The 25,826-nt window shown below is 59.7% G+C and carries 25 protein-coding genes; 12 read left to right on the top strand and 13 right to left on the bottom strand.

Going from position 1 to position 25,826, the window contains the following annotated elements:
- Positions 1-76: 76 nt before the first annotated feature.
- Positions 77-487, top strand: a complete 411-nt coding sequence (locus EJB06_RS11080) for a hypothetical protein (RefSeq protein ID WP_126074087.1) — start codon at positions 77-79, stop codon at positions 485-487.
- Between the two features lie 166 nt (positions 488-653).
- Here EJB06_RS11080 and EJB06_RS11075 read toward each other — a convergent pair whose 3' ends face one another.
- A complete protein-coding gene (locus EJB06_RS11075; protein ID WP_126074086.1) occupies positions 654-2,300 on the bottom strand; it encodes a glutaminyl-peptide cyclotransferase in 1,647 nt (548 codons plus the stop codon).
- 318 nt (positions 2,301-2,618) lie between these two features.
- Here EJB06_RS11075 and EJB06_RS11070 point away from each other — a divergent pair, with 318 nt between their 5' ends.
- The 6 genes from EJB06_RS11070 (at position 2,619) to EJB06_RS11045 (ending at position 7,092) form a co-directional block, all read left to right on the top strand.
- On the top strand, positions 2,619-2,879 hold the full coding sequence (locus EJB06_RS11070; RefSeq protein ID WP_126074085.1) for a hypothetical protein: 261 nt from the start codon (positions 2,619-2,621) through the stop codon (positions 2,877-2,879).
- Between the two features lie 529 nt (positions 2,880-3,408).
- Positions 3,409-3,699, top strand: a complete 291-nt coding sequence (locus EJB06_RS11065; RefSeq protein WP_126074084.1) for a hypothetical protein — start codon at positions 3,409-3,411, stop codon at positions 3,697-3,699.
- Between the two features lie 128 nt (positions 3,700-3,827).
- Positions 3,828-4,373: a 2'-5' RNA ligase family protein gene (locus tag EJB06_RS11060; RefSeq protein ID WP_126074083.1), complete on the top strand. Its 546-nt coding sequence runs from the start codon at positions 3,828-3,830 to the stop codon at positions 4,371-4,373.
- Between the two features lie 89 nt (positions 4,374-4,462).
- Positions 4,463-5,806 (top strand): sulfatase-like hydrolase/transferase, encoded by a 1,344-nt coding sequence (locus EJB06_RS11055; protein ID WP_164557890.1) that lies wholly within the window; start codon positions 4,463-4,465, stop codon positions 5,804-5,806.
- Between the two features lie 7 nt (positions 5,807-5,813).
- Entirely contained in the window at positions 5,814-6,533 is a 720-nt protein-coding gene (locus tag EJB06_RS11050; RefSeq protein ID WP_126074081.1) for a hypothetical protein, read from the top strand.
- 13 nt (positions 6,534-6,546) lie between these two features.
- Positions 6,547-7,092: a class I SAM-dependent methyltransferase gene (locus tag EJB06_RS11045; RefSeq protein WP_126074080.1), complete on the top strand. Its 546-nt coding sequence runs from the start codon at positions 6,547-6,549 to the stop codon at positions 7,090-7,092.
- On the opposite strand, the gene EJB06_RS11040 is transcribed toward EJB06_RS11045, so the two are convergent.
- From EJB06_RS11040 to EJB06_RS11025, 4 genes are read right to left on the bottom strand one after another with little or no spacing between them, the layout of a single operon-like run.
- Complete coding sequence (locus EJB06_RS11040) at positions 7,082-7,846, bottom strand: ABC transporter ATP-binding protein (RefSeq protein WP_126074079.1); 765 nt, start codon at positions 7,844-7,846, stop codon at positions 7,082-7,084. The two genes, EJB06_RS11045 and EJB06_RS11040, sit on opposite strands and share 11 nt — an antisense overlap.
- Positions 7,843-8,646 (bottom strand): ABC transporter permease, encoded by an 804-nt coding sequence (locus EJB06_RS11035; RefSeq protein ID WP_164557889.1) that lies wholly within the window; start codon positions 8,644-8,646, stop codon positions 7,843-7,845. The genes EJB06_RS11040 and EJB06_RS11035 overlap by 4 nt, the downstream gene beginning before the upstream one ends.
- Before the next feature lie 11 nt (positions 8,647-8,657).
- Positions 8,658-9,608, bottom strand: a complete 951-nt coding sequence (locus EJB06_RS11030) for an ABC transporter substrate-binding protein (protein ID WP_126074077.1) — start codon at positions 9,606-9,608, stop codon at positions 8,658-8,660.
- Between the two features lie 16 nt (positions 9,609-9,624).
- The gene (locus tag EJB06_RS11025; RefSeq protein WP_126074076.1) at positions 9,625-10,938 is read right to left on the bottom strand and encodes a phenylacetate--CoA ligase family protein; all 1,314 of its coding nucleotides are present in this window, start codon (positions 10,936-10,938) and stop codon (positions 9,625-9,627) included.
- A gap of 312 nt (positions 10,939-11,250) precedes the next feature.
- Between EJB06_RS11025 and EJB06_RS11020 the strand changes: the two genes are divergently transcribed.
- The 3 genes from EJB06_RS11020 (at position 11,251) to EJB06_RS11010 (ending at position 14,763) form a co-directional block, all read left to right on the top strand.
- Positions 11,251-11,982: a hypothetical protein gene (locus EJB06_RS11020; RefSeq protein ID WP_126074075.1), complete on the top strand. Its 732-nt coding sequence runs from the start codon at positions 11,251-11,253 to the stop codon at positions 11,980-11,982.
- Positions 11,983-12,041: 59 nt separating this feature from the next.
- Positions 12,042-13,133 (top strand): DUF455 family protein, encoded by a 1,092-nt coding sequence (locus tag EJB06_RS11015; RefSeq protein WP_126074074.1) that lies wholly within the window; start codon positions 12,042-12,044, stop codon positions 13,131-13,133.
- Between the two features lie 652 nt (positions 13,134-13,785).
- Positions 13,786-14,763 carry an IS481 family transposase gene (locus EJB06_RS11010; protein WP_126074073.1) on the top strand — a complete coding sequence of 326 codons (978 nt, stop codon included), beginning with the start codon at positions 13,786-13,788 and terminating at the stop codon, positions 14,761-14,763.
- 499 nt (positions 14,764-15,262) lie between these two features.
- Here EJB06_RS11010 and EJB06_RS11005 read toward each other — a convergent pair whose 3' ends face one another.
- The 8 genes from EJB06_RS11005 to EJB06_RS10970 all read right to left on the bottom strand — a co-directional run bounded on the left by EJB06_RS11005 (position 15,263) and on the right by EJB06_RS10970 (position 21,707).
- Positions 15,263-15,505: a hypothetical protein gene (locus EJB06_RS11005; RefSeq protein ID WP_126074072.1), complete on the bottom strand. Its 243-nt coding sequence runs from the start codon at positions 15,503-15,505 to the stop codon at positions 15,263-15,265.
- A gap of 25 nt (positions 15,506-15,530) precedes the next feature.
- Complete coding sequence (locus tag EJB06_RS11000) at positions 15,531-16,379, bottom strand: hypothetical protein (RefSeq protein WP_126074071.1); 849 nt, start codon at positions 16,377-16,379, stop codon at positions 15,531-15,533.
- 136 nt (positions 16,380-16,515) lie between these two features.
- Complete coding sequence (locus tag EJB06_RS10995) at positions 16,516-17,316, bottom strand: hypothetical protein (RefSeq protein WP_126074070.1); 801 nt, start codon at positions 17,314-17,316, stop codon at positions 16,516-16,518.
- Between the two features lie 236 nt (positions 17,317-17,552).
- Positions 17,553-18,005, bottom strand: coding sequence for a hypothetical protein (locus tag EJB06_RS10990; RefSeq protein WP_126074069.1), 453 nt, complete (start codon positions 18,003-18,005; stop codon positions 17,553-17,555).
- 207 nt (positions 18,006-18,212) lie between these two features.
- Positions 18,213-19,028, bottom strand: coding sequence for a hypothetical protein (locus EJB06_RS10985; RefSeq protein ID WP_126074068.1), 816 nt, complete (start codon positions 19,026-19,028; stop codon positions 18,213-18,215).
- A gap of 167 nt (positions 19,029-19,195) precedes the next feature.
- Positions 19,196-20,614, bottom strand: coding sequence for an HlyD family type I secretion periplasmic adaptor subunit (locus tag EJB06_RS10980; protein WP_229427025.1), 1,419 nt, complete (start codon positions 20,612-20,614; stop codon positions 19,196-19,198).
- Positions 20,615-20,629: 15 nt separating this feature from the next.
- Positions 20,630-20,890 (bottom strand): hypothetical protein, encoded by a 261-nt coding sequence (locus tag EJB06_RS10975; protein WP_126074066.1) that lies wholly within the window; start codon positions 20,888-20,890, stop codon positions 20,630-20,632.
- Positions 20,865-21,707, bottom strand: coding sequence for an ABC transporter transmembrane domain-containing protein (locus EJB06_RS10970; protein WP_126074065.1), 843 nt, complete (start codon positions 21,705-21,707; stop codon positions 20,865-20,867). The genes EJB06_RS10975 and EJB06_RS10970 overlap by 26 nt, the downstream gene beginning before the upstream one ends.
- Before the next feature lie 418 nt (positions 21,708-22,125).
- Here EJB06_RS10970 and mutS point away from each other — a divergent pair, with 418 nt between their 5' ends.
- Positions 22,126-24,801, top strand: coding sequence for a DNA mismatch repair protein MutS (gene mutS, locus EJB06_RS10965; protein WP_126074064.1), 2,676 nt, complete (start codon positions 22,126-22,128; stop codon positions 24,799-24,801).
- A complete protein-coding gene (locus EJB06_RS10960) occupies positions 24,798-25,754 on the top strand; it encodes a hypothetical protein (protein WP_126074063.1) in 957 nt (318 codons plus the stop codon). The genes mutS and EJB06_RS10960 overlap by 4 nt, the downstream gene beginning before the upstream one ends.
- Positions 25,755-25,826 lie beyond the last annotated feature (72 nt).

Genomic DNA, 25,826 nt, shown 5'->3' with positions numbered 1-25,826 from the left:
TACGCCTTGACGTTGATTTGACTGGCTTTGAAGAGCGATTGGTTGGATTCTTTTAAACCGGCAACAAATTCTTTAGATGATAACATTTAAATCTCCCAAGAAAAATTTCAAAGAAAAATACTCATTCCAAAAGACAACTTGGCGGCTATTTCAATACCATGCAGAGATAAACTTTATTAACACGAACAACGATGCGCGCATTTTATCCGGTGCGGCGTCCTATTTAGATCCGCCGCAGTTAGTAAAATGCCACATCAGAAGCGAACTTACCATTCCACGGCGTATCGGTCAACTGCTTTATAAACGCTTTAAAACCATCGGCCATACGCCCCCGGCCTGCCATAAAACGGGCGTGCGCAGACCGCGCCGATTAACCCAGCGCCATGATTTTCCGAGCATTTTCATTCCGTTTCCGGCACCGCCGCGCCGGCCCGCGAATACGGGCGCCCGGCCGCCGCCTAATATCGCCGATATGCAGTTCCGATAATAATCCTCCGCCGCTTTCAATCATATTGCCGATGCGCGTGACAATGTCACCGGCATGGATAGCGGCGCATGGACGATCAAGCCGCCGCTTGCAAGACAATCTCTTTTAAACGAATATCGATTCAATTGAACCCAACTGCATGGGCGGCAATGATGTGCGGCGGATCTTATTGCGCCAGATCGATCGCATAGGCGCCCGGCCCGGCCTGGTCCTGCGCGGGCGCTTCCTGAACATTGCTCAAGCCGCTATCCCGCGCCAGCGCCAGCAGCCCTGGAGGCGCATGAAAGATCACCGGGCCGGCGGCTTCCATTTTGGCAAAACGCCAACTCTTCAGGGTCCCGTGCCGGGCGCGCGTCAGGACTTGCTGAGTCTCGATGTAAGCGGCCAGCACGTCTTGCTGGCTGACCTGGGGCGCAAACACCACCTTCTCGCGAGCAATCGCGCGGAAATTGCCGCCGCCGACCACGCGAAAATTATTTGTTACCACCAGCACCTCGTCGCCATCGCTCAAGGCCCGTTGACGATACAGAAGGCGCTCGATCCGCTGTCCCGGCGGCCGGGCAAGATTGATTTCGTAATGCAGTTCTTCGGCTGCCGCGGTATCGAAACTGGTCCCATCGACGGCGCTGTCGACCAGTTCCTGCGGCGTGGCGCGCGCCGGGTCGATGGTCCGGAAGCGCTCCGCCCCCTTTTCCAGCCACGCGCGCAACTCGGCGCCGGTGATTCTGACCACATTCAAGGTGTTGGGAAACTTGTACAGGTCGACGACCGCTGCCCGGCGCAGCGCGCCAGGCTGCACATCGGTGAACCCGGCGCCGCCGTTCTTGCCGGGCGCTATCATCGATATCAGGGGCAAGCCGTCATTGCCGGGCTGGCCCACCTGGAAATGGCGCCGCACGTAGTCCAGTTGTGCGAGATGGAGGATGGACAGCGCGCTGACATCTCCCACATCGCTGAAATAGCTCGACATCCGGAATGCCGTCGTGCCCAGCACTCTGGGATCGGGCGTGGCGTCGCCAGCCTGGTTCAAGGCATCGAAGGCGGGCCCTCGGCGCCCATCCGTGCGCTTGCGCAAGGCGATCTGGAACAGCTGCGGCCAGTTCTTTCCGGTCACAAACAAGCGCTGGCTTCGCCGGTCATAAGCGATGCCGTTCAACACATCCGCCTGCCGGCGCAGGGCCGGCTTGAGCAATCCTGTCAAGTCGATCCAGCCGACCACCTTGCCCGTGCGGACATCGATCCTGGCGATCAGATCGGTCTTCCAGATATTGGCGAACAGCTCGGTGCCGACCATTTCCAGCTCGTTGAGGCGAGCGAGCGGGGTCGTGCCCATCGTCACCTCGATGTCGCGCACCGGCTTCAGGGTTTTGCCATCGAGGACACGGATGCGGGAGCTGCCGTTGCTGACATACACGTGGCGGGCATCGCTGGCCGCCCCCCATCCCTCGCCGGCATAGGCGAAATTGCGCTTCCATGCGAGACGCCGCAGATCGAACACCAGGCCGGTCTGCGAGGTCCAGGTCAGGCAGACCAGCTCGCCCCCGAAGGCGGCGATGCCCTCGCCGAAATACGCCTCCGGCAAGCGCTGCTCGGCCAGCACCCGGCCGCTCGCCAGCGCCGTTTTTCGGAGATAGGAAGTGCCGTTGCCGCCGCTGCTTTCATACACGGTATCGCCCTCGATAATCAATCCCTCGGTAAAAGATTTAATATCGTGTGGAAATACTTTTTTGACGATGTAATCGTAGACGGGAATATCGGCGGCGCGCCCGGAGCACGCCCACAGCAATAAGAAACAGAATGTGAATATTTTCATGGGAGAGTACACAATTCGCTCCGGCGCGGTTGATTAAATCGCTGGCAATTAATTGAACATGTTATCCGCATGGCGTGGCGGCCAGGTCCCGGACAGGCAGTTTTTATCCCTGTTGCATTAGTCCGGTTCATTAGCGGACGAAACAGGCCGGCACTCCCGGAACCGCGTCCATTTTACAACCATGGATTTTTTAAGGCAAAACAAATCGTTGCCTGTTTTTTAATGTTGCGATACCATGAACTTTCACATTCTAAGATGGATGTGCTTCATAACTTTAGAAAGGTTATTATGATTCTCAGTACTCTCATAGCAGTATCCGTGCAATCCATGACCGTTGGCGATACTCAGCAGTCCGTGCATGATTTGCTCACCAAGGCCGATTCGGAACTGGTGCAGATGTACGGCACGCCGGCGTCGATGAAAATGCTGGTCAATGGCGATGTGGAACGGACCTGGAGCATCGGTTCGGGCACCCTGCATGTCACCCACACGGAGACCGGCAAGGTCGCCGATGTCAAGTTTTTCATGAACATCACGGCAGGTGAGCTGGAAACGATGACCAAGCTGACGCAAGCTTGATGCCCGGTCATTTTTCTTGTAGCCGGCCGGCTTTCCCATAGGGCGGCGCAGACGGCACGGCGCATTGCCGGGCTTGCGCCGCGCCGGCCGCCCGGGGAGCGTATCCGGGTCAACGGAGGCGCCCTTGGCGTCTCCGTTGCGCTGCCGACGATCGGCCCGCTTGACGGGCGCGGCGCGATGGCGGCCCGGAGGAAAACGCATTGGGCGCGATCCGATTGCGGCGGAGTTTATTAATATCCATATTTCCCGTAAGAATATTAACAGGCCAGCGGCGACAAGCGGCCGGTGATATCAGGATGGTTTTTTCGAATAGGATATATAGGTAATGCCGATAGCTTGACAGTGCATCATGCGCTGGGCATGGAAAGCCGTCCGATTACCGTGGCGGCGGGCGCCGCGCGGCAATAAAGCGACTATGGTGCGGACGCGATCGATCACGAATAATATATTGCCACTTGCGCAAGCTTGCGATAGGATCGTTTTACACATTCTAGGATGGATGTGCGTCATAACTTTAGAAAGGGTTATTATGATACTCAATCCGAACGTTCCGGTATCGGTGCAGTCCGCCAACATCGGCGATACGCAGCAGCCGGTGAGCGATTTGCTGAACAAGGGCGATAAAGAACTGTACCAGACGTATGGCGAGCCGGCCTCCATGAAAATGCTGGTAAATGGCGACGTGGAACGCATGTGGAATATCGGCGCCGGCACCTTGCATGTCACCCACGATAAAAACGGCAAGGCGAGCGACGTGAAATACTTTACCAGGGTGACAAGCGACGAGCTGGAGTCGATGAGCCAGAAAGCCCAGGCTTGAGGCGCGGCGGTTTTCGCCGCGCCTGATGTCCCGCCCGCACACGGCGCTGGCGCGCCAGCGCCGTGTGTTCACCAACTGCCGTCGTGCGCCTCAGGGCCCTGGCGGCGAACTGACAGGAGCTTCCATTAGTGAATTGGATTAGTCTGCGCAACCGTCTGAGAACCGATGAGCTCACCGAGGTCCACGAATGCGCACTGGTCCTCAGCGTCGACCAGACGCTGGTGGACCATGTCACGGCGCAACGCCACCGCTTCGGCACCGACGACGTGATCGCACGCCAGCTCGATCCCCACATTACCCTGCTGTACGGCGGCTTCCAGCCCCCCGAGGTCTTGCGGCAACTGGAAACGCTGGCCACGGAACTTGCGCCGGCCCAGGCGGAGTTTCAGGTAAGCAGTGTCGGCACTTTTACGAATCGCAATGGTTTCGTGACCAACGTCCATTTTCGCGTCGAATCCGGGCAGCTCCATGACTTGCACATGCGCGCCCTGCACCGCTACGCGGAACTGGGCTTGCGCCTGCAAACCTCGTACGTCGGCGCGCAGTATGTCCCCCACCTGTCGATTTTCGACCGGATCCTGTTGCCGAAAAATATGGGAACGATGATGTCCACGCCGCCCGGCGGGCAGCGCTTCAGGGCCGGCGCATGCCATCTGGTGGGAGAACTGAAATAAGCATGTCCCGCTTCGCTGCATGACAGGCGCGCGGGCGCATGGCCGCCCGCGCGCCTGTCGTGTCCGACTACATTAACCGGAGTAGCACGGTGTACGATCACATTGTTCTCTTATCCATTGATACCCTCCGCAGCGATTGCATCGGCCGCAATCCCCTCAAACTCTGGCCGTCGAAATACCCGAATCTGCGCGCGCCCGACACCTCGGTACTCGATGAGCTGGTCGACCAGGGCGCGTTTTTCGCCAACTGCGTCTCGGCCGCGCCCTACACCTCGGCATCGCACGCCTCGATCCTGAACGGCAAGTGGCCATTGCGGCACGGGGTGTTCGAGTTTTTCAACCGCAAGCTGACCGGCGACACCTTGTTTACGCGGGCCCAGCGGGCCGGCTACCGCACCATCCTGAAGAGCGATTTCCCCCTCATTCTCGGCCCGACCCTGGGATTCGACCGCGGCATCGACGAGTTCATCGTCGAAAGCGACAGCGCTTACCTGGACGCGCTGGGCCAGAGCGAACGGTCGGTCAGCCTGGCGCACTTCGGCGGGGTGCACGTGCCCTACGGTTTCCATAATCTCCATTACGGCGGCGACGCCTATCGCAACAAGCTGGCCGAACTGGAACAGCAGATCGGCGCCGCCGGCAGCCTGCCCAAGGACCAGCTGTTCGAAACCTTGCGCGACGAAGAGGACATGCAGTACCTGATGCGCTACAAGCGCATCATCCAGGAGCTCTGGAAGGCCGGGCGCGCCGAGGACATCTTCGGCCTGTATTTGGGCGGCATCGAGCATTTCCTGCGCCACCGCTTTACCGCCTTCATCGATCAGCTCAAGCGCCGCCTGGAAGGCAAGCGCTGGCTGATTGTGCTGTTCGGCGATCACGGCGAAGAATACGACGAGCACAGCTTCGGCCACTTCAATTCGGTCGCCGAAGGGGTGCTGCGGGTGCCGCTGCTGTTCATCGGCGCCGATGTCGCGCCTGCGATTCATACGGAACGGGTGCGCACGGTGGACATCTTGCCCACCATACTCGATCTCAACGGCGACAAGCACATCAGGCGTCTGGCGGTCGACGGGATCTCGCTGGCATCGACGGTGCGCGAGCGCACCGCCTACGCCAGCCGCTGCGGCTATGCCCAGGCGTATGTGGCGGACACCGCCCGTTTTGTGAAATTCCAGCAGCGAATGATGGCGAACGGTAAAAAACAAGGGCACCTGCCCCATCTGCTGTTCAAGGAGGCGGTGTGGGAAGGCGAACACAAGCTCAGCCGGACCGTGGCGGACTTCGAACAGTACCTGGGCGGGATGGCCCCGATCGAGCCGGTCAACCGGCTCGAACGCTTCAACGCGGCGCAGATGCCGCTGGCGGTCAGCGAAGGACAGATCCAGCAGCGCCTGGCCGACATGCTGGTCCAGTACAACACCATTCGTCAATAAACCACACGTGAGCGTGACCACCATGTTCAACAGCGACGGCGCGGATATTATTTTTGTGGTGGGCACACCAGGCTCGAAATGGAGCGCGATTGCCCATGCACTCATGTATGCGGACGGGATCAACCGCTCGGATATGTCCCTCGAACGATCCTACGCTGGCGACAGCCGGACGCTCCATTTCGGGAATTACTTCGGTCCCGGCATGGAGTACGGACGCCAGTTCGACGACATCGGCAGCATGGGCAAGCCAGCCTTGCTGGCGGAATTCGCGGCGCCTTACCGCGAGTCCGGCGGCATCAAACTGCTCAAGAGCCATGTCTTTTCGCGCCACCTGCCGTATCTGGCCGAGCTGTTCCCGGCCGCGCGCTTCCTGCTGGTCCAGCGGCCGGACCAGGACTGCCTGGCCTGGTGGGAGGCGGCGGGCGGCTTCAGCATCACGTACCCCGACTACAGCTGGTACAAAAGCTCGTCCAACATGGCGGCCCATATCGCAGCCGACAATGCCTGCATCTCGGCCTTCGTCGAGCAGCGCCGGCGGCGTCTGGTGCGGCGCCGCAGCATGGCGCCGATCCTGGCCGAACTGGGCCTGAGCTACAGCATGGAAGGGGTCAAGGCCGTCTCGGAACTGGAATTCGAGCGCCGCTGGGGCCTGGGCGACCAGCCCCCCGCCGATGTGCTGAACGCCTGCCACGCCATGGCCAGGTCGGCGGCGGCCTGCGTCATCTGAGAGGAAGCAAGCCATGCAAGATAACAAGGAACTGCTGCGCTTTTTCAACGCGCGCACCTGGCAAGCGTCGATCGAACGGTTTCCCCTGAGCGGCTATGCCCTGGTCGATCGCGTCAACGCCCTGCGGCCGCGCTTCGTGGTCGATGTCGGCTGCGGCTTCAATCCGTTCAAGGGAAAGATACCGAACCTGATCGGCATCGATATCGCCAACGACGGCGCCGACCTGCAATGCGACCTGCACGACGCCCCCTTCGCCGACGCGGCCATCGATGTCTGCCTGGCGCTGGGCAGCATCAATTTCGGCGACAGGGCGGCGATCCTGGCGGCGCTGAGGAAGGTGCATGCCTGGCTCAAGCCGGGCGGCTCGCTGTTCATGCGCGCCAATCCGGGCGAGCCGATCGGAGCCGCCATCACGGTCTTTCCATGGGACGAGGAGAGCGTCGCGCAGTTCGCGTCCGAGCTCGGTTTTGCGGTGAACGGCCCGGTTCAGGAAGAACGCCTGGTGCTCAGCAACGGGGTGCCGGCGCGCCGGCTGGTGTGGGTGTATGTCAAGCAGTAAGGCTGGCGCCGGGCGCGCACGCCGGCCCGGCGCCCTCCCGGCCGGCATGCTGTGCCATCAGTTTCTGCAACAGCATCACCTGGGCGGCGCTGTTTCCTGACTCCAGGTACAGGTCGGCCACGACCGTCGCGCTGCTTCCGCCCAGCACCAGTACCCGGTCCGCCAGGCGTACCGCCTCGTGCAGGTCATGCGTGACCAGCACCACCGCGCAGCCGAGCTGGGCGAACAGGCCGCTCAGATGATCCTGCAGCTGGCGGCGCGTGGCCTGGTCCAGCGCCGCCAGGGGTTCGTCCAGCAGCATCACGGCGGGCCGCGTCACGATCGCCCGCGCCAGTGCCACCCGTTGCCGCATGCCTCCCGACAGTTGCGCGGGATAGAGATCGGCGCTGGCGGCCAGGCCGACCTGCGCCAGCGCCGCGCGCGCCAGCTCCCGGCGCGCGGCGCGGCCGATGCCGCCGATCTGCAAGGGATATTCGACATTGCGCTGGGCATTGCGCCAGGGGAACAAGGCATAGTCCTGGAATACCATCGCAATGCCCTGGCCGCCGTGTCCGGACAGGGTCACCGTGCCGCCGTCCGGGCGTATCAGTCCGGCCAGGATGCGCAGCAGCGTGGTCTTGCCGACCCCGCTGGGACCGACGAGCGCGACCACCTCGGCGTCGCGCAGCTCGAACGAACAGGGCCCCAGGATGCGGCGTGCGCCGAATCCATGCGACAGCGCCGCCGCCCGCAGCACGCAGCGCCCGCCGCTCATGGCGCCTGTCCGCGCGTGCTCATGGCGCTGGCCCAGGCCAGCACCCCGTTCAGGCCGAGCGAGATGACACCGATGACGACGATGGCGCCATACATGGCGGTGATGTGGAAGGTTTGCGACCACTCCAGGATCCGGAATCCGATCCCCGCGTTGGCACCAAGCATTTCGGCGGCGACCACGGCAAGCCAGGCGCTGCCCAGCGCCAGCCGCAGCCCGGCCAGGAAATGTCCGGCGACCGAAGGCATGTATACCGTCAGCAACAGCCAGCCGGTGGTCGCGCCCATGCTGCGCGCCGCCTCGATCAGCCTGCGGTCGGTGGCGTCCAGGCCGGCCAGGACATTGATGAACAGCGGCGGCCATGCCACCCACACGATGATGGCGACGGTACTGCGGGTGCCCAGGCCGAACACCAGCAAAAAGGCCGGCAGCAGGGCGAGCGGCGCGATCCCGCGGACCAGTTCGACGATGGGCGCGCTCAGCCAGCGCAGGGGCGCGCAGAGATGGGCCGCCACCGTGGCCGGCAAGGCGATCAGGCAGGCGATCAGGGTGCCGCTCAGTACCGCGCTCAGGCTGGCCCGCACGTCCGCCATCAGCGGGCCGTCCAGAAACAAGCCGGGCAGCACTGCCGCGACCGCGCTGGGCGGCGGCAGATAGGTCGGATCGACCCCGCCCAGGCCGACCAGCAGCTCCCATGCGCACAGGACCGCGACGATGCCGCAGGCGCCGGTCAGGCGCGCCGCGTGTCCCCTTGTCCAGGCCAGCCAGCCCGGGCGGGCCGGTGCCGGGAGCGGCGCCATCATGAGCGGCCGCATCAGGGATTGAAGCGGTCGGTCGCGACGTCGCCGACCCGCAGGCCGGGCGCCCGCCCCAGTTCGCCGCCCGCCCTCATGGTGTCGAGCCAGAACTGCGCATCGCGCACCAGCACGCGGGCATGCGCCGTGTAGCGGTGCGGAACGATGAGCTTGTTCTGCACGCCGAGCGCCTGCGCCATCACCGCATTCGCGCCGGCGGGATCGTCGCGCAGGAAGGCGATGGCTTGCCGGTAGCCGGTCAGGAAGCGGGTGATGGTCGGCGCCTGTTCCTCCACCAGCTTCTTGCGGAAGAAGACGAGCGAGAATTGCCGCTCGCCCAGCACATCGGCCCCGGTGAACAGCCTGCGCACCCGGGCATTGGCGGCCGCGGCGACGCTGTACGGATCGATCAGGGACGCCACGTCGATCGATCCGGCCAGCAAGGCCTGCTCCTGGCGTTCGTGCGGCAGCGTGACGAAGTGCACCTCGTGCTTGCCGATCCCATGCCCTTGCAAGGCGATCAAGGTGGTGTAATAAAACGATCCCGACAGGGAGTTGACGGCGATGCGCTTGCCGCGCAAATCGGCCACGGTCCTGATGGGCGCGTGCGCGCCGACGAACCATTGCTGCAGCGGCGCATCGGCGAATTCGGTCTGCGAATCGGCAACCCCGATCACGCCCACGCCCTGCGCGGCGGCATTGGCCAGGCCGGTGATGGCCGAATGGCCGGCGTCGATGTGGCCGATACCGGCCGCCTGAATCAGGGCAGGACCACTGCTGAAGTTGCCGGAAAGCACAACATTCACGCCAGCGCGCTGAAACAGGCCTTGTGCGATCCCGACGTAGACCGGCTGGTAGTTGCGAAACAGGCCCCAGCGCACGGTGGGCAAGCCGGCGGCCGTCGCCGCGCCGGCCGTCCACCCGGCACAGGCAAGCAGGAAGCGGCGGCGGGCGCATGACAGTGCTGGCATCGGATGCGCTCCGCGGCTAGGATTTCATCACGTCGCGGTCGCTCAGCGAGCCTGGCGGCAGACCGGCGATATGCAGATGAAATCCCGCATGATCGATGGCGCGCCGGTAATCGGGGTTGTTGGCATCGAGTCTGGCGCGCAGGTCGGCTTCGAACTGCGCCCATTCGTCGGTAAACAGGCGCGGATCGAACAGCATCTCGATTTCCAGGCGCGCCTGGTTGGCCGCGTCGGGACAGGGCAGCAGCCGCCATTTGGGGAAGGTATCGCCTTCGGTCAGGGTGACCAGGGAGTGCCGGATATTATCGATGCGGGCCACCACGGCGCTGCTATCGATGGCATCCTGGATATCGCCGTAGCGCACCGGATACAAATCGCCGGCGGCGCCGCCGTCGATGCCGATGCTGTGGTCGATTTTGCCCCACGGTTTGAATCCGGTTTCGCCGGTAAATGCGCACGGCACCCCGATTTCCGCGATATCGCCGCTGTCGAAACGCAGTACCGGCATGGCGCAATCGTTCTCTTCCAGCAAGCGCGTTACCAGCAAGCGGCCATTCGCATGCGGGGCGCTCAGGAGATTACCGCGCAGATCGACCACTTCGGGATAAATGGAATCGGGAAAATGATAATATCCGCAGGAAGGACATTCATGCGCGCGCGCCGTCTGTATTTCGGTGAATCCGTAATGATCTATTAATTTCGCCTGCAATACCGTTTCAATCCTGCGGCGCCAGGCGCGCGATACGAAAGATGAATTGGTATGCACTTCGCGTAAGCCGAAGTTATTTACGCCGATATTGTTCAGCAATATATAGTGGACCAGTTTCTTGGCCGCCGGCAGCGGTATGGACAGACGCGAAAACTGCTCTTCGTAGCCAGCGAAGCGATAGCGGGTCTGCAGGATCTCGGTCATGATGCGATACCCCTCGATGTCGCGCAAGGGCGCGATCAGCGAGCCGACGTCCTTGGGGAAGTGCGGCACCGTTCCCTGGCGGCCGTCGCCGGCCTTCAGGTACAGCGGACGCGGCTCCTCGCCGGACGGCGCCGGCGGCGGCGCGTACGGCGGCATATAGCCCCACTGCAGCGTGGGAGCGCCGGTGGTGCCGCCGGTCCTGATCATGAAGTGCGGCAGCGCCGCATTCGTTTCCAGCCACTCCTGGGCGCGCTCCCGGTATTCGAGCTTGCCGGTCACGGGAAGCTGGCGCAGCGCCTCCAGATGAATATCCTGCTCGGCCAGTTCCGGCATCAGGCGCTGCAGGGACGGCAGGCGCTGGCGGCTTAAACGCCAGGTCCGGATCAGATTGAAGTTACGAGACAGTTCCAAGGGCGACATACTGTTTTCCTGGTAAGTTACACATCGCTTCGGCGCCTGGACTAGCCGGCGCCGGGAAAGGAAACGCTATCGGTATTTGCGGTTTACTATAGCGCATCTTTTAAGTTTATAATAACTTTTTTCGATCGCGCGGAATGCTCTCGCGATTTTATCGACCAGGACAGGGGGGTTATGCAAATGAGCACATCCGCGCGTCAGTTAAATATTGAATCGATGCAATTCCTTGAATCCAGTCGGATTATGCAATCCGGGCGATTCGAATTGATCGAGGCGCTTGCGCAAGCGGTATTGGCGTGCGGCGAGGCCGATCTTATGCTAACCGGGTCATTATCGGCGGGGAGCGGCGATATCTATTCCGACATCGATCTGGAAGTGGTGTGCGCGAACGAGCGCGCGCGGGTGCGGGTAAAACAGGCCGTGAGCGACTGCCTGCGCCGGCACGGACGCCCGATCGCCTTTTTCCCGGCCACCCATCTGAACATGCCGCAACTGCTGATCCATTTCTGGGACTGCGACGATGCGCTGGTCAAGATCGACATCCATTACACGATCGCCGATCCGGCGCACGGGCCCGGCGCGGGACTGTCCCTGGTCGGCCCTGCGGCCGCTCCCGCAGCGCCGGCGGCGGCGCCCGCCGCGGCCAGGGTCGAGCCGGCCTTTCTCGAAGACCTCTACAACAAATTTTGCGGCTGGATGTGGTACACCCACACCAAGATCGCGCGTGGCGAGTATTGGGAAGCCGAGGATTCGCTCGGCGTCATGCGGTCCCAGGCGCTGATGCCGCTGCTGCAGCTGGCGCAAGGGCTGCCGCTGGAAGGGATGCGCCGGGTCGAACAGCGCTTCAGCCAGGCCGATCAGGCCGCCCTGCTTGCGACCCGCTGCGCCAGCCATGATCCGGCCGAACTGCGGCGCGTCCTGTTCGCCCTGTGCGCCTGCTTCGAACAGGCGGCGCAGCGGCTGGAGCCGGCCTACGGCCAGGGCTGGCGCAGCGCCGACCTGGACAAGATGAAGCGGTTTATCGTCGCCGGCAACGGCCGACTGTAACACGGGCGGCGCCATCGCCGTGGCACCATGGAAAGCGCAACGTCAAGCCGGGAGGGCGCATGCTGGGAATGTCCGAAATCACACAATTCTATGCCGATGTCGATGGCTGCCTGTCCGCCTGCCTGGTACGTCATTGCCAGCAACTGGTCGGCGCCAGCGCGATCGACGACAAGATCGAGATCGGCCTCGCGCTCGGGGCGCTGCTGGCACTATCCGGCGCACTCGACGCGCGCGTGCAGCAGATCGCCAGTGCCGAGGTGTGGGCCGGCGCGCGGACGCCGCCGGCCGGCGTCCACGCTCCCGACGCGCTGGCGCACACGGCCCGCATCCTGCGCCAGGCCTGCGCGTCATCGGTGCTGTACGATCCGGAACTGGCGCTGATGGACATGGCCGCCGAGGTACTGCCTGGCTTGCAGCGACGCTACGCGCTGGGCGATGCGCCCGGATTTCCGCGCCAGCCCGCGCGCGACGCCCGCCTGCACTGGTCGGCGGACAAACCGTTCCGCTTCAGCGAGGGACGCAGCATCATCGACGAAGCGCCGAATTATCGGGGCTTCCTCTTTTATGTGCTGATCGACGTTGAAATCTCGGCGATGGAAATATGCGCTTACATGATCCTGAACAACCGCGCGATGCCGCCCGCGTTTTTTACCGACATGGCCAGGCAGATCTGGGATGAAGCGCGCCATGCAGCGTATATCCGCTCGACCTACCAGGCGCTTGGCGGCGTCATTGGCGCGCATCCCTATACCAACACGGTGCTCGATCGCTTCCTGGCAGCCGACGATCTGCTCGATGGACTGATTGTCCAGCAACTGCTCCAGGAAGCCAATGCGGTCGAGACCAACCTGACCCTCGCGGCGGCGCTGAACGCCGCCGGTCGGCACGAGGAGGCCAACAGTTTTCTGATTATCAACAATGACGAGGCCTTGCATGCGCGCATGGGTAATCGCTGGGTGCGCTACCTGGCACAGGCAGGCGATCTGAGCAATGACTTCGTTTTTTCCCGCATGATCCACATGTCCAAGAAAGTCAGCCTGCCTGTCTTCGGCACAGGCGGCTGGACGGATACGATCCGCACGGAAATCGGCTTCCCCGACTGGTTCATGGATAAAAAGAAATGGCTGCTCGGACTCACTGAGCGGCATTGAAGCGTCACGGGCAGCGCCGCGCCTGCGTGCGCGAGGGCGCCACCTCTTCCCCCCGCCGCCAGGGCGCCGCTCGGCGCCTCATCGGCCAGCCATCCGGTTCATCCGGCCAGGGACACCGCGCCGGGATCGGCGTTTGCCGCCAGTCACGCTGTGTTGTCCCTTCCGACAGCCGCTTTGCATCACGACTGGCAGCAGATGTGCCAATTGCGATCGCGATGCCGTCAGCAGGCCGGAACGAAGGTCCTGCCACTTGAACAACATGTTCGTGTTAATTCCATGCTACTGCGCCAGCTCCGATGCCGAGACGCCTGGTTCACAGGCAACCTTGGCCAGCCGCGCTTTGAACTCGGCCGGATAATGCGAGCGTCCTTTACGGTTGTTCGACTCCGCACCGGCTCCGCCGATGAGGTCGTCGCTGCCGTACAGCTTGTCGTTACCGCCAGAGCCCACCAGCAAAAACGGCAGAATATCGGCCAGGGTCCAGCGCGTGCCGTCCGCGAACTTGATGGACTCGACTGCTTAGTTTCGTGTGATCATATTCCTCGTCGCAGCATGGCTTTGTTCCGCGCCAAGGCCGTGCTTGACGAGTTGATCGCCGGTTTGCCGCCGCGGTCGTCCCATCGGTTGCAGCATGTCGGATAAACTTCAGTCCATGAGCACACGTATTCATCCCCAAGCCCGCACAACGCCAAAGATCCGGCAGGAAATCAAGGACTCCGGCTTGTCCGATCGCGAGGCCGCCAAAGTCTTCAATATCACCCGTGCCACAGCTGCGAAGTGGCTCAAACGAGACGATGTGCAAGACCGCTCGCACCGCGCCCATACGTTACATACGACCCTGAGCGCGACGCAGGAGGCCATCGTGCTGTCACTGCGCCAGTCGCTTTATCTGCCGCTTGACGACCTGCTGTACATTACCCGCGAGTACATCAACGCCGCCGTTTCGCGGGCAGGTATAGCCCGCCTGCTCAAGCGCGAGGGCATGTCGCGTCTGGAGGACATCATTCCAAAGGCAGAGGGCGAAACGATCTCGGCCAAGAAAACCTTCAAGGACTATGAGCCGGGCTTCGTTCACGTGGACATCAAATACCTGCCTCAGATGCCCGATGAGAAGTCGCGTCGCTACCTGTTCGTGGCCATCGACCGCGCCACGCGTTGGGTCTTTCTGCACATTTATGGCGACATGACCGACAGCAGCAGCGTCGACTTTCTGCGCCGCCTCAAGATCGCCTCGCCAATCAAGATCACCAAAATCCTGACCGACAACGGCTCTCAATTTACCGACCGGTTTACGATGAAAGACAAGAAGCCCAGTGGCCAGCATGCATTCGATAAAGTCTGTGCCGCCATGGCCATTGAGCACCGTCTGGCACCGCCTCGTCACCCGCAAACAAACGGCATGGTCGAACGCTTCAACGGTCGCATTAGCGAGCTGCTACAACAGACCCGATTCGACAGCCGGGCCGGCCTGGAGACGACCGTGCTCAACTACCTGAAGCTGTACAACCACCACATTCCGCAGCGTGCCATCGGTTCCAAGACGCCGATTCAAGCGCTCAAGGAATGGCAGCAAAACAAGCCGGAGATATTTGTAAAGCGCGTTTATGACCAGGCGAGACTTGACACCTAAGTCCGTGTCGGTTCCACCGTTGTCCGGATTCATCAACCGCTCTAAACTCAGGGCGTGTTCCGCATTCTTTAGTGCATCCTCGACCTTCCATGTGCCGTCCGCCAAGTTTTTCTTTATCGTACGATATAGCAGTGCCGCGCCAGACGGCTTTAAGCGGTCGTCAATCAATGTCGTGTTGCTGCGCATATCGCCGAATATTTTCATCGCGGAGGTAACGTCGCCGGTGGCCGCTTTACCAACACCTGCGCCGTTAAATGTTACAACCTCTTTGGCTGCCCCCGGATGTAACAGGTTAAATGCCGTTGCGAGGTGCCCGTCCAAGCTGTAGCCAGTTACCGCAAAATTCCCTCGCAGGTTCTTCTTGGATAGCTCAGCGTACCACTCTTCCATATCGCTTATCTGGCCCCAAGCCCATCAGTGTTTTTGATCTCCAGAGTGTTTGTGGCTAAGTTATCGCGCACAGCGTCATCAACGAATTCAGTGCTTCGAAATGAAATAACTAATTCATCAGCTTTTGCACCGGTGGATGGATCATCAGCGCGGCACTTAAAAAGAGTTCCTGAAATCCGGTTTTCGAATTTTCTTTGTGCGCAACCACTTCCCAATATTTAGCAAATTCGGTAGCCTGCGCTTTAGTGAACTTGCTATTATGATTATTTCCCACCTTAAGAGCATCGATTAATGCATCACCGCCAAACTTTTTTAAACCATTCTCATCTATAATAAAAGCTTCAGCAGCCACTTGCAAATTGCTATATTTTAAAATACTATTTATTGACAACGACATGATTTAATAAACCATATTTAGATGGCTTTAATACTTTGCCTACGAAAGTTTCTGACTGCAAAGTCTGTGACGAGGAACCACGGCGCGTACCAAAGCTTGGACACGAGTAGTTCGCCGCTATCAGCCAAGGAGCCCGTCCACCAACGTTCGAGCCTTGTCCAGGGTCGTACATATAACCGATTCGTTCAGCAAGAATTTCATTTGTTTTTAGATCAATTACCTTAAGAGAACTTCCAGCAATCCAGTGATCGCGTTCTTCTTTGGTCGAGATATCTTCATATGTGACACCATATCTTGGTGCGGGATCGTCCACCAAGGTACGCCTCAGAACGAAGCGGCGATAATCTTTTGCAAATGATGAATCAGTAACACCGGGACGCTCGATAATGGCAACATATCTGTAACGGTGTCCGTCCGCCTTATCAATCGCATCAACATAGCGATATCCTAAATGTAGAGGCGAATTTAAAATCGGATTATCTGACTTGCCGTAATTACTTTCATAAAATCCGCGCAAAAAGCTTCGAATATATGCGTCACCATTGAAATCCCTACCATATGGATCGTCCAGCGCATACTGATCAGAAAAATTGATATTTTCCGGACGTATCCGCAGCAAGAATACCCCATCGACGTTATCAACTTGCTTGTATATTTTCTCACCGGCACCACGGCAACGTTGCTCGAACATCTGAGTCGCTATATTTTCGCCAGCCACATGTCCAGCATCAGGTTTAACACTAGCGATTTCTCGGCTTGTTCCGCAACCGACCGCTATAAGCGTTACAGCTGCGAGTACGCCAAATCGAAAAAGAACATTAATTTTCATAGCCAAAATCCTTAAATTGCGAAACGTGGGGTAGATTTTATATCGCCGCTCTCATCTATGAGAACTGCTTGACAGCCATTTGTAGATTACTGTATTTCAGAATGCTATTTATCGTTGACTTCAATGCTTCATGCGCTTAAATTGATGACTTTAGTACTTTACTTACAAATGTTTCGGTTTGAAGATCCTGAGATGCCGAACCGTGATGCTTACCGAAGCTTGGACAGGAATAGCTCGCTGCTATCATCCAAGGCGACCTGCCCCCAGCCGCCCCCCCTTGGCCCGGGTCGTACATATAACCAATTCGCTCAGCAATAACCTCATTAGTTTTTAAGTCAATTACTTTTAACGAACTTCCAGCAATCCAATGGTCGCGATCGACCTTATTTGAAATATCTTCGTATGTCACTCCATACCGCAGCACAGGACCATCAGCGAGCGTGCGTCTAAGAACAAAACGACGATAGCCTTTTAAAAATGTGGCGTCCGTAAGACCCGGCTGCTCGACAATTCCAACATATCTGTACCGCTTTTTATCCGTTTCATCAATCGCATCGACATAGCGATAGCCTATATGCGAAATCGCATTCGATACCGAATGGTCCGATTTCCGGTAATTATGCTCATAAAAACCACGTAGAAAACTTCGAATGTAGGCATCCCCCGTGAAGTCACTACCATATGGATCGTCCAGTAAATATTGATTGGAGAAATTTAGTTTTTCTGGACGTAATTTCATCAAGAAAATCCCATCCACATTATCGACCTTCCTCTTTATTTTCTCACCTGAACTTAAGCAACGCTGCTCAAAAATCTTCTTCGCAACTTCGCGATTATTTCGTTCTTGTTCAGCTTTAGAGGTAACCCTCTGGATATTTGACTCACAACCGACGATTAAATTTACAAGAATGGTTGCAATTCCAAACCTGAAAAACATGTTACTTCTCATTTTTCGTACTCCACAAAAAATCGCAATAATGAATTCTATCTGCACCACAAAGTAAGCCATCTCTTCAACATCGGTACTCAATTCACTAGGGAACCCCGAATTATTAGTTTATTGAAAATAAACTGCCTTAGAAAATCAATGGCTTACGCGTGGCCGACGTGTAAAAAAGCGATTAAATCAGTACCTCCCTAGCAATATTTTAACTCATGAAGGAGACTCTTTATTTATCCTTCACTCACCAAATCGCTGCCGTAGGGATCGTCGAGCTCGTACTGATCAGATAGATTCAACCACACTCCACGCAACTTTACTAAATTGACGCCCTCGACCTTTTTCAACTCGTCGATATTTCCTCTCACCAGTGCGGGCTCTTCAATTTGGCCCGTGTAACGATAGCGTTTTCCATCCATTAGCTCCACTACATCGACGTAGGCATACCCAGTACGGAGGGGAGAGCTTGAATTTGAATCCTTCAAATTCAACAAAGTAGTTAAATGTGCCCCATGGAGAAAACTACGAATATAAGACAGTCCTGTCAAATCATTCCCATAAAGATCATCAAACGAATATTGATCAGAAAATTGTTCCACTTGGGGACAAGTTCTCAGCAAAAAAACCACCCTCGACATTGTCGATCTTCCGGTATATCTTTTCGCCAGAAATTTTACGACGCTCATGAAACATCGAGGCGGCTCACCTTGCCCGATCGGTTTCCCGATTAGGATCGTGTGAAACACTGGACACCAACCCACACACCCATATTGAAAAAGCAAACTTTACGATTTTTCTCATTCAACATTCTCCAGATAATAGACCATATATTTTCACCTTGCAAAAAAACGCGACTAAGATGACAGCTGTTATTGCAGCCCTAATATTCTTTTTTATTTTTTCGGAATTAATACTTTTTCAACGAACTCTTCAGTTTGAAGCATTTGAGAAACAGAGGCTCCTCTCGTGCCGAAGCTTGGACAAGAATGATTGGCTGCAACAATCCATGGCGCGCGTCCTCCGTCTGTATTTCCTTGACCAGGATCGTACATATAGCCGATACGTACAGCAAGAATTTCATTTGTTACCATATCTATTACTTGAAGAGAACTACCTGCTATCCAGTAATCTCTATCTTCTTTGGTTGATATATCATTGAACACTACGCCATATCGTGCAGAAGGGCCGCTCACAACGTTGCGGTTCAATAAAAATTGCCTATGACCCTTAAGATACGCCTTGTTTCTTAGCCATGGCTCATCAATCGAGCCCGTGTATCTATATATTTTTCCATCACTATCATCCATCACTTCAACAAAATTATAGGCAAAGCGTGGGGGATAATCGAGCGTGGTAATTGTTGGCTTTATTCGATTAACAATGTAAAAATCACGAAAAAAACTCTTTATATATCCATCACCAGCAAGATCACTACCGTAAGGATCATCCAACACATACTGATCAGAAAAATTCAGTTTTTCCCCGCGCAACTTAAGCAATCGAACTCCTTCAACGTTCAGAATCTGCTTATATATTTTCTCCCCAGAACCCAAGCAACGCTGCTCGAACATTCGATCTGCGACATGCGAAGATTTATAGAGTGCAATTCTTTCATTAGTCAGGGTACCTTGCTGCTTCCCTGCGCAACCGCCTCCAATAATCATCATAATAATCATGAAAACGCCAACTGGTCTCAACCTTCTTTTCATATAGCATTCCTTGCGATCAAAGTGCGGCTCCAAAACGAAGTGTCGGAGCCCCACGCGGTCTTGTTCAAGAAGTTAAAAAATAAAGAAATAAAGCTATTATTTCCTTGTGCGCAAGAGCATTTATAAGCGAATAGCGCCACGAATCAAAATACTTGCTCGTCGCATACTCATCGTTCGCGCGCCGCTTCAGAAACCGCCTTTTGCACCGGAGACAACAGGTACTCCAGTACGGTACGCTGTCCCTGATTAATTTCGGCCACCACTTGCATCCCAGGCGCAATGTGAAGCCTCTTGCCTTGTAAATCATTCAACGCTTGCTGATCCAGACGGATACGCGCCTTGTAACTTGCGCTACCACTCGCCGGTCCCGTGCTCCCGCTCCCACCTGGTTCCGCCCGAGCCGGTTCACTGGCATCGGCGCTGATGTGGATGACCGTGCCGCTCAACATGCCATGCCGTTGAAACGGATAAGCCGCCAGCTTCACCTTGGCGCTCTGCCCCACCGCGACGAATCCCACATCCTCATTCTTGATATTCACGTCGGCAAACAGCAGTTCGTCTTTTGGCATCAGGGTCAACACAACCGCGCCTGGCTGCACCACCGCACCGGTCGTGGTAGTCGCCAGATCCTTGATCACCCCATCCTGCGGCGCGCGCAGGGCCATCTGACCTTCTCGATAGCTGCTCTTGTCCAGGCTCGGCTGCAACTGGCCCAGCCTGGCGCGGATCTCCGCCAGCTCGCGCTCCAGTTCGCTTTTGTACGTGCTGTGCAGTTGGCTGAGCTTCTGGCGCTGCGCCGCCATCGCCGAATTCAGGGCTGCCACGGTCGAGCGCTGCGCGTCCAGGTCCTTGGCCTTTTCGATTGCCTCGCGCTCCTTGTCGACGCTCTGTCGCACCGGCACATAGCCTTCGCGCGACAAATCGGCCAGGCTCTTGGCGGCCGCCTGATACGTGGGCAAGGTCTGCTCCAGCTTGGCGAACGTTTCTCCCGCACTCTTCTTTTCGAACTCCATCTTTTGCAGCAGCGCCTTCTCCTGTTCCAGGCTATCGTTGAATGCGCCACGACGCGCCTGGTACTGCCGCTGCACCTGGGCGAACAAAAGCGCATCGTCCTCGGCACGCGCCAGCATCGGCTTGCCGGACAGTTCAGCCTCGATGCGGCGCGCCTGCATTTTCTGGGTAGCCAGGTCGCTGCTGACGCCAGTCTTGTCGGCACTGGCGAGGGTGGCATCCAGGCGCGCAAGCACCTGCCCGGCCTTGACCACGTCGCCTTCACTCACGAGCAATTCCTTGACCACGCCCGCTTCGGACGGCTGCACGATCTTCACCAGGGTCTGCGGCGCCAGCTTGCCGTCCGCGCTGGCGATAATGTCGAGCTTGCCGAAGGCAGCCCACACAATCAGCACCAGCACCAGTACCGACACCGCACGCAGCACCATGCGCCCGGCCGTACTGGGATCCTGCTTTTCGATCCGGCTCAAGGGATCGTGCCAGCGCTTGGGAGGACGCAGCGGAATGACGGTTGCCCCGGACGGATCGGGGTGGGAAGGCACAGCCGCAGCGGCGGACGTTTGATTCGAACTCATGGTAGTCATCTCTGTTTATGCGGCGGTTGCGGGCGATTCGGCATGCGGGCGTCCGGGATTGCCAAGCGAGGCAGGCACGGGCGCCAGGGCGACGCGCTGCGCTCCATGCGGGCCCAGGCGGTACACGGCGTCGAGCTGCAATCCCTTTGGCAGGCCGCGGGTAATGAACAGCATCGTGACCTTGCCGCGCATAGCGTTGACGGTATGCGCGAACTGTTCGGCGGTGGACTGGTCGAGTGCGCTGGTCGCTTCATCGAAAGATTGTTTCGACGCCATGCAGGCGCGCGGCGATGACGCCGGCGGGCCGGTGCTGGAAGTACATTGGCGGCAGCTTGAACAGGCGAGCGAAAACGGACGCCCCCAAGGCGGCATCGACGCGATTACCGGTATGCAGCACCAGATACTGGCGCATCCACGACAATGCCGCCGAAAACAGCATGAACACCGCCATGCCGATGGCAATCACAATCAAGGTGCTTTGGCTATGATGGACCACCACCTTGTCGATGATCGCCTGTGTACATAACGGCGTCGCCAGCGCGATCAGCTGGATCACCAAGGATGCGAGCAACACTTCCTGGCACAATTTCTTATGCTTCAGCAATTCCGGAACAAACCAGCTGAAACCGAACCGGCGCGACTGACGCGCCAGTTCTTCGCTGTCCGGGTCATTGGCATCGGTGCTCTGGGGAGAGACTCGGACAATTTTTCCCAGGAACCGTTCGCCGAAGTCGGCCAACGGGATCGTGCGCGGTGCGCTGTCGTCCGCTTCGACAACCAGAACGCTGTCACGGTCTGCCTGCAATACCAGCGCAACGACGCAGGCGGCATCAGGCGCGGAACCAGACTCGTCCCTCCTGTCGCGCAGAAACACGGGCAAGGGAAACGATTCCTTGTGGAGCTTGGCTGCCTTGGCAGACGCAACACCAGCTTTGAATCCGAACGATGTGATGGCGCTGGCAAGCGAATCGATGGAATAGGGTGCGGCCAGTTGCTGTTGTGCTATTTCGGGAGAATAGGGTTTTCTGTGAAGGGTGCAAATACCCTGTAAGCCCCAGAAGAAGGATGCTTTGCTGACACCGGTGTGTTTCATAATGGACGAAATAACTGCTGTGGTAGTGCCGGACGACGCGCGTGCGACTCGTCTGGAAGGCGGATGGAGCTGGTCGCGGAGGGCGGCAAACGACGACAATCCGTTTCAAAATTTAACCAAAAATTGCTAAATAGCATTAGCAACATCTTGCCGCACATGAAAGCTTATATGTAAGTTATTCATTAGTTGCGCTGTGAGCCTTACTATGGGTATTGAATTTCGATACCAATCCGAAAGCTGGACAAAGCGCCAGCCGCAACGTCATCGCGCCTGCCCGAAAACAGGCTGACGGCCCCGACTACCCTTCCGCGCACCGCCCGTGCATCACTTTGCCTCTGTCCGGTGCCGAGGCGGTAAAATGGCGCCCTCATGACGCGGCAGACAAAAACGCCGCGCCCGCACCGGATTGAAAGTAACGATGACCACACCCCCGACCGAAATCAACGCCGCCGCCATCAAGAACGGTCCCGCCGAAAAACACACGCCGATGATGCAGCAATACCTGCGCATCAAGGCCGAGTACCCGACCATGCTGGTGTTCTACCGCATGGGCGACTTCTACGAGCTGTTCCACGACGACGCCGAAAAGGCCGCGCGCATCCTCGGCATCACCCTGACCGCGCGCGGCGCCTCGAACGGCAATCCGATCAAGATGTGCGGCATCCCCTTCCACTCGCTCGATCCCTACCTGGCCAAGCTGGTCAAGCTGGGCGAGTCTTGCGCGATCTGCGAACAGATCGGCGACCCGGCCACCAGCAAGGGCCCGGTCGAGCGCAAGGTCATGCGCGTGGTCACCCCCGGCACCCTGACCGACGCCGACCTGCTGCCCGAAAAAGCCGAACGCCCGCTGCTGGCCTTGTGCATGATCAGCCAGCGCAAGGTCGTCACCACGGGTCTGGCGTGGCTGTCGCTGGCCAGCGGCGGCCTGAAACTGATGGAATTTTCGGGCGACAGCCGCACCGTCGGCGTGCGCCTGCGCCAGGAGCTCGAACGCATCGCCCCGGCCGAAATCCTGCGCGCTGACGGCAGCGGCGCCGAGCTGTTCGAGGACGACGGCAGCGCCCACACCCAGCGCGTGCCCGACTGGCACTTCGACGTCGTCGGCGGCCACAAGGCCCTGCTCGACCAGCTGGGCGTGGCCACCCTGACCGGCTTCGGCGCCGATGGCCTGGGGGCCGCCTTCGGCGCAGCCGGCGCGCTGCTGCGCTACGCCCAGTCGACCCAGGGCCGCGGCCTGCAGCACGTGCGCAGCCTGTCGACCGAAACCGAGAACGAATTCATCGGCCTCGATGCCGCCACCCGGCGCAACCTGGAGCTGACCGAAACCATCCGCGGCCAGGAGTCGCCGACCCTGTTCTCGCTGCTCGACCACTGCCGCACGGCGATGGGTTCGCGCCTGCTGCGCCACTGGCTGCACCATGCGCGGCGCGACCAGAACGTGGCGCGCGCCCGGCACGCGGCCATCGGCGCACTGGCGCAGAGCGACGCCGCCGGCACGCTCGCGGGCACCCTGGCCGAGGTGCCCGACATCGAACGCATCACCACCCGCATCGCCCTGCTGTCGGCCCGCCCGCGCGACCTGGCCAGCCTGCGCGACGGCCTGCGCCAGTTGCCCGCCCTGCGCCGCTCGGCCCAGCAAGCCTTTACGCCAGGCGAAGAGAGCCTGATTGCCGCCATCCACACGGCGCTGGCCACACCCGCCATCTGCCTCGACCTGCTCGAGCGCGCGGTGGCCGAGGAACCGGCGGCCATGGTGCGCGACGGCGGCGTGTTCGCGCGCGGCTTCGACGCCGAACTCGACGAACTGCGCGGCCTGTCCGAGAACGCCGGCCAGTTCCTGGTCGACCTGGAAACGCGCGAACGCGCCCGCACCGGCATCGCCAACCTGCGCGTCGAATACAACAAGGTGCACGGGTTCTACATCGAAGTCACGCACGGCCAGACCGACAAGGTGCCGGACGATTACCGCCGCCGCCAGACCCTGAAGAACGCCGAGCGTTACATCACGCCCGAACTGAAGGTCTTCGAAGACAAGGCCCTGTCGGCGCAGGACAAGGCGCTGGTGCGCGAGAAGCTGCTGTACGACCAGCTGCTGGCCGACCTGGCGCCGCACATCGGCACCCTGCAAACCATCTCGCAGGGCCTGGCGCAGCTCGACACGCTGACCGCCCTGACCACCCACGCGCTGCAGCACAACTGGTGCGCGCCGCAGCTGGTGGCCGAACCCTGCCTGCTGATCTGCGAAGGCCGCCACCCGGTGGTGGAAAAGCAGATCGAGCGCTTCATCGCCAACGACTGCAAGTTCAACGACGAACGCCGCCTGCTCCTGATCACGGGCCCGAACATGGGCGGTAAATCGACCTTCATGCGCCAGGTGGCCCTGATCACCTTGCTGGCCTACGTCGGCAGCTACGTGCCGGCCACCAGCGCGACCATCGGCCCGATCGACCGCATCTTCACCCGCATCGGCGCCACCGACGACCTGGCCGGCGGACGCTCGACCTTCATGGTGGAGATGACCGAATCGGCGGCGATCCTCAACGGCGCCAGCGCGCAGTCGCTGGTGCTGATGGATGAAGTGGGACGCGGCACCTCGACCTTCGACGGCCTGGCCCTGGCCTGGGCCATCGCGCGCCACCTGATCGACACCAGCCGCAGCTTCACCCTGTTCGCAACCCACTACTTCGAACTGACGCAACTGCCCGAAAGCCACCCGAGCGCGGCCAACGTGCACCTGTCGGCGGTCGAGCACAAGGACAGCATCGTGTTCCTGCACGCGGTGCAGGCCGGGCCGGCGTCGCAGAGCTACGGCCTGCAGGTGGCGCAGCTGGCCGGCGTGCCGCAGGCGGTGATCAAGGCCGCGCGCAAGCACCTGGCGCGGCTCGAATCGCAGGCGCTCGACACCACGCCGCAGCTGGACCTGTTCGCGCTGCCCTGCGTCGAACCGGACGAGGCGGCCGCGGCGCCATCGCCGGCGCACGACCCGGCCAGCGACGCCCTGCTCGACGCCCTGTCCGCCATCGATCCGGATGCCTTGACTCCGCGCGAAGCGCTCGAGCAGCTGTACCAGCTCAAGCGCCTGGCCGCGCCATGATGCGCGCCGCCCCGCTGGCCGCGCTGCTGTGCGCGGCCCTGCTGCCGCTGGCGCCGCACGCCCTCGCCGCGCAAGGCAGGACGGCTGCCGCCAGGGGGCCGGCGCCCTACCAGTTCGCCATCATCGGGCACCTCTTCAGCGACGGCGGCAGCGAGGCCCAGCTCGAACAGGCCATCGCCAGCAGCGACGACGGCGCGGTGGCGTTTATCGTTGCCACCGGCATCAAGGGCGAGCGCGAACCGTGCAGCGACGAGTTGTACACGCAGCGGCGCGACCTGTTCGCCAAAGCGCGCCGGCCGACGATCGTGGCGCCCGCCGCCAGCGACTGGAGCGGCTGCACCAACGGCGCCGGCAGCCAGGTGGCGGTGGATCGCCTGAACCGCGTGCGCGAGCTGTTCTATCCGGACGCCGATTCGCTCGGCAAGCGCAAGCTGCCCCTGCTGCGCCTGTCGACCAGTTCGCAGTTCCGCAGCTATGCCGAAAATGCCCACTGGGTGGTCGGCAACGTGCTGTACGCGACCATGAACCTACCCTCGGATAACAATCACTACCGCCCGGAAGCGGGCCGCAACAGCGAGTTCGAAGACCGCGCGGTGGCCAACCGCTTCTGGCTCAAGCGCCTGTTCGGCACCGCCCAGCGCAAGAAGCTCGACGCGGTGGTCTTGTTTACCGAAGGGGACATGAAGATCCACAGCGAAAAACCGGGCCTGCTGGCGATGCTGGGATCGAACGAGAGCCGCCAGGACGGCTATGCGGCGGCGCGCCACCAGGTGCTGGCGGCGGCGCAAAAATTCGCGGGGAAGGTGCTGCTGGTCGATACCGCGCCGCCGCCCGGACCGGCGCCGGCCATCGCCTGGCGCGGCAACCTCGGTCATGTCAGCGTGGGATCGCGCGTGCTGCGCATGCGCGTGGCGCCGGGCAGCGACAAGATGTTCCTGCTTCAGAAGCCGTAAGGACGCCGTAAACCGCAGGCGGCGCCGGAGGAGGCCTCGGGCGCCGCATGAAAAGCCGGTCGATGCAGGGCA

It is taken from the genome of Massilia atriviolacea, assembly GCF_003953935.1.
GTDB lineage: Bacteria > Pseudomonadota > Gammaproteobacteria > Burkholderiales > Burkholderiaceae_D > Telluria_A > Telluria_A atriviolacea.
The sequence above is the reverse complement of the archived record's forward strand: the minus strand, read 5'-3'. Positions and strand labels throughout refer to the sequence as shown.